Origin of the sequence: Sulfitobacter sediminilitoris (genome assembly GCF_010667575.1) — a bacterium.
Classification (GTDB): domain Bacteria; phylum Pseudomonadota; class Alphaproteobacteria; order Rhodobacterales; family Rhodobacteraceae; genus Sulfitobacter; species Sulfitobacter sediminilitoris.
On the sequence record NZ_JAABNT010000090.1, the window covers coordinates 1 to 644 of the forward strand.

Annotated in this window: 1 protein-coding gene and 1 pseudogene; one reads left to right on the plus strand and one right to left on the minus strand. The window is 57.8% G+C overall.

The features are described from left to right. Positions 1 to 70: 70 nt before the first annotated feature. On the minus strand, positions 71 to 427 hold the full coding sequence (locus GV827_RS24190; RefSeq protein WP_408056280.1) for a thermonuclease family protein: 357 nt from the start codon (positions 425 to 427) through the stop codon (positions 71 to 73). A gap of 18 nt (positions 428 to 445) precedes the next feature. On the opposite strand from GV827_RS24190, the pseudogene GV827_RS23250 reads away from it, so the two are divergent. Then, positions 446 to 644: pseudogene (locus GV827_RS23250) on the plus strand (oligosaccharide flippase family protein); the annotation flags it as partial.

The following is a 644-nucleotide window of genomic DNA, read 5'->3' on the forward strand; positions in this document are numbered from 1 at the left end:
TCGCTGGTCGCGACCTTGTGGCCTCTTTCCGTGCCTTTGTTCTGGATGCGACAAGCCAGAGTCTTCCAAGTCATTTGCACCACGGCCGGGGGGTTGGAGGGCAGGCGGTGGTCCCACAACGAAAGGGCGCAGCAAGTCCCTCTGAGATGAGGGTTCTGCCAACATCTCTGCCGTCAACACTCAACTTCCCACACTGCCGTCCATAGTTGCAGTCTTCCGTACCTTGAGTTCCGGGCCGACAGGCACAAGGGACAATCTCCAAATCAATGGACGAGGCATTTCGGAGTAACTCCTTCAGTCGTGCGGTTGCCTGTTTGCCTAAGGCTAGCCCAGCCTCACAGACTGGATTGTAGGTTTCAGGAGTGTTGAACCCGACAAGACGGATGCTGGCTGACTGCCCTCTTGCCCGTATAGTGTCTCCATCCACGACAGTGACCCGCTTTACTTGGATACCGCCTGGACCCTGCAAGTGGGGCGCGGCCTGATGCTTTGGGGCCTGACGATTGCCCTGGCTTTACCGGTCGCCGATTTCTTCAATGAACTGCTGCTGGCCATTATTTCACCGAATGCTGGGGTCGAGCTGGCCATTAACGGACTGATGCCCACGCGGGTCGCAACCGCGATGCGGCACCTTCTTGTGGCTC